We start from the raw sequence: 3,242 nt of genomic DNA, 5'->3' as shown, positions 1-3,242 counted from the left end.
TCACTTATTTATAAGCACCCAAAGCTCAACTTCTTCCTTAGATCGCCAATGTTGATCACGCGTGGTTTCCTTAGAAGCACTTTTTACAGATTTTTTTAAATATGTTTCCAATTGAAATCTTCCACCTTCCGCTAACTCCTTCTCTATGGGATGTTCTTTTGACACATCTGTTATTTGTGCTAAATTCGAGTATAAAAGCACCAGTTTTCCATTAGGTAAAAGTCTTTGCTTTGCTCCTTCAAAGAAAGCAGGAAAGAGATTTTTGTTATAGTAAATAGCTTCATCCATTTTATCTAAATCTCGGGATTCGGGCAACCAAGGCGGATTAAAAACTATCAGTTCGGTTTGTTTTTCCCATTTGCCAAAAAGAGATCCATGGTCCAGTTCTATCTTTCGAGACAATTTTGTATTTTCCATAAACTCTATCAACCCTACAATGGCATTGGGGTTTATATCTGTGCCAAACACTTTTTGAAATCCATGTTTTACTATTTGAAAAGAAAGGACTCCACAGCCTATTCCAACGTCTATCGCCGACTTTTTAGGTCCCTGGTAACGTTTCAACCAATTATCGAAAAGTTCTAAATGTTCGAAACGAGTTGGGAAATACGTTCCATAATAAGGATGCAATTTATTTCTTAATACAGGAATGGAAACACCCTTTTGGTACCACTGCCAAGAACTATTTAAGCCCTGTATTTGAGGTAAAGACAATAAAAACTCCTTGTTATCTGGATACAGTTTTTGTAACCAACCAATGCTTGGAGATTTCCTTACAACCAATTTATGATCGACAATTTCCAATAAAATAAGATTGGATAATCTATGATATTCTAACCGATACGCACGTTGTTCCTGAAAGGTTTTATTTGGTAATTTTTTATTTAAATACTTGTGGATATCATGAAGAAGTGATAATCCTGTATGGTAAAAACCCTCTATTAAAAGATATTTTCCCTCTTCTAATGCCTTAATTGCAAACCGAACATTGTCCCCATCCTTATAGGATTTTAATTTTTTATCAAATGCTAGAGGCTCTGGCTTGTTTATTTGTATATCTGTAATCATGAATTATTTTCTTTTTTAATAAGATAAGTAATATTAAACCGATTACAATCTGTCCAAAACTATATATATCAACAAGTTTGACAGCATAATTAGTACTCCAAAAATCGCGTAATGTCACTAAAACGCTTGCTTATATTAAGTGAGTTATTCAATTAACCCTTTCACGGCATCAAAATCAAGTCCTCCATAATTTCCAGAACTCATCAATAACAACGTTTTGTTATTAAAATCCTGCGAAAATAGAAAGTTTTTAAAGTCGTCTGGATTCGTATAAATAATTAAGTCATCACGATCAAAAGCTGTAGCAATTTGCTCGCGGGTCACTTTCTCGAGTTTTTTAATTTCTACAGCATGTGGCGAATAAAAAACCACTGCAACATCTGCGGCATCCATGGTTCCTTTATATTCTTTTAAAAACTCGGCGTTTAAACTGCTATATGTGTGTAGTTCTAAACAAGCAACTAATGTTCTGTTTTCATATTGCTCTTTTACAGCTTGGGTTGTTGCTTCAACTTTTGAGGGCGAATGTGCATAATCTTTATAAGCGACACTGTTTTGAGTTTCTGCAATTTTCTCCAAGCGTTTACTAGCGCCTTTAAAAGTGGCAATGGCTTCGTAGAAATCGTCTTCGTCAATTCCCATGTGTTGGCAAATCCACTTGGCACCTGCTAAATTGTTTAAGTTGTGTTTTCCAAATACTTCAATAGGCAAAGGACCTTCAGGAGTTTCCAAAAGGGTATGACCGTTTTCTACCGAATATTCTGGCGTTTGGTAAGGCAGTTTTCTAATGGTGTTTTCGCTGGCTTCCACTACTTTTACAACTTCTGGATCTTCTATGTTATATGTGATGCTTCCTCCTTTTACAATACTATCCACAAAAATGCGGAACTGCTCCAAATAATTCTCATACGTCGGAAACACGTTAATATGGTCCCAAGCAATCCCACTTAATAAAGCAATATTGGGTTTGTAAAGATGAAACTTTGGGCGTCTATCAATTGGTGAACTCAAATATTCATCGCCTTCAAGAACTATAAAATCGTTGTTTTCGGTTAATTTCACCATCACATCAAAACCTTCCAATTGTGCGCCAACCATATAATCGACATCGCGATTGTGGTAATGCATCACATGAAGAATCATAGACGTAATTGTTGTTTTACCATGACTTCCACCAATAACCACACGGGTTTTAGTTTTGGATTGTTCGTACAAAAACTCTGGATAGCTGTAGATTTTAAGTTCTAATTCTTGGGCCTTTAAAAGTTCTGGATTGTCGGCTTTGGCGTGCATGCCCAAAACAACAGCATCTAACTTGCTTGTTATTTTTTCGGGAAACCATCCATAAGCTTCAGGCAATAATCCTTTGCTTTCTAATCTGGATTTTGAAGGTTCAAAAATCGTGTCGTCGCTTCCTGTTACTTCGTATCCTTTATTGTGTAAGGCTAAGGCTAAGTTGTGCATGGCAGATCCACCAATAGCTATAAAATGTACGTTCATGGTTGTGTTTTATAATAGTTTCAAAGATACTTTTTTTGAGATAAACTTGCGAATGTTTTTGATCTGAAACATTAAAACTTATTCTACAGAGATAGCATAAAGTTGTTCTGAGGAAATTTTCGCGCAAAGCTACAAAACGCAAAGAGTTGACTGCTGAATACTGAGGCTAATTACGGTTTACTGAACACGGTGACTCAACACCAGGTCTGTAAACTAAAACTACTTACTAATTCGTACTAACAATTCTTGAAACACTTTAATCTCTGAAAGTTCGTTAATTGCCAAATTAATATGTTTTAAGGCTTGTTCTTTATGCCCCTTATATTTGTAAATCTGAGCCAGTCTGTAATTTGCCCATGCCACAGGAACTCCATCTTCTTGTGAGTAATTCCTAATATATTTTTTTAAACAAGTTTCACCTTTTTCAAGTTGAACATGATATTCGGCAGACACTTTTCCTAACTGATAATACAAAGCATTGCGCTGTAATTTTTCTTGTGCGTACTCTATATTAGAAATGGCTTTTTCCGGTTGATTTTGTTTCTCGTAGAATTCACTTAATTTGGTATAACAAGTTATGGAACCTCCTATTTGGATGGCTTTTTTGTAATATAATTCAGCGAGTTTTGGCTCGTTAGCATATTCATAAATATAACCCTTGGCCAAATACCCAT

3 protein-coding genes are annotated in these 3,242 nt (G+C 35.5%); all 3 read right to left on the bottom strand.

The annotated features are described in order from the left end of the window. The gene (locus VKY47_RS09040; protein ID WP_324312167.1) at positions 1-1,068 is read right to left on the bottom strand and encodes a methyltransferase; all 1,068 of its coding nucleotides are present in this window, start codon (positions 1,066-1,068) and stop codon (positions 1-3) included. 144 nt (positions 1,069-1,212) lie between these two features. Further along, complete coding sequence (locus VKY47_RS09035) at positions 1,213-2,568, bottom strand: UDP-N-acetylmuramate--L-alanine ligase (RefSeq protein WP_324312165.1); 1,356 nt, start codon at positions 2,566-2,568, stop codon at positions 1,213-1,215. 219 nt (positions 2,569-2,787) lie between these two features. Continuing rightward, positions 2,788-3,242, bottom strand: a 455-nt coding sequence (locus VKY47_RS09030) for a tetratricopeptide repeat protein (RefSeq protein ID WP_473964603.1), incomplete at its 5' end; no start/stop codon positions are given.

The sequence above is a fragment of the Xanthomarina sp. genome (genome assembly GCF_035306705.1).
Lineage (GTDB): Bacteria > Bacteroidota > Bacteroidia > Flavobacteriales > Flavobacteriaceae > Xanthomarina.
Note: the sequence above shows the minus strand (reverse complement) of the source record. Positions and strands in the feature narration are given on the sequence as shown.

What these genes read in the sequence shown, in the direction of transcription:
- VKY47_RS09040 (WP_324312167.1), bottom strand. Translation starts at nt 1,068, where the DNA reads ATGATTACAGATATACAAATAAACAAGCCAGAGCCTCTAGCATTTGAT.
- VKY47_RS09035 (WP_324312165.1), bottom strand. Translation starts at nt 2,568, where the DNA reads ATGAACGTACATTTTATAGCTATTGGTGGATCTGCCATGCACAACTTA.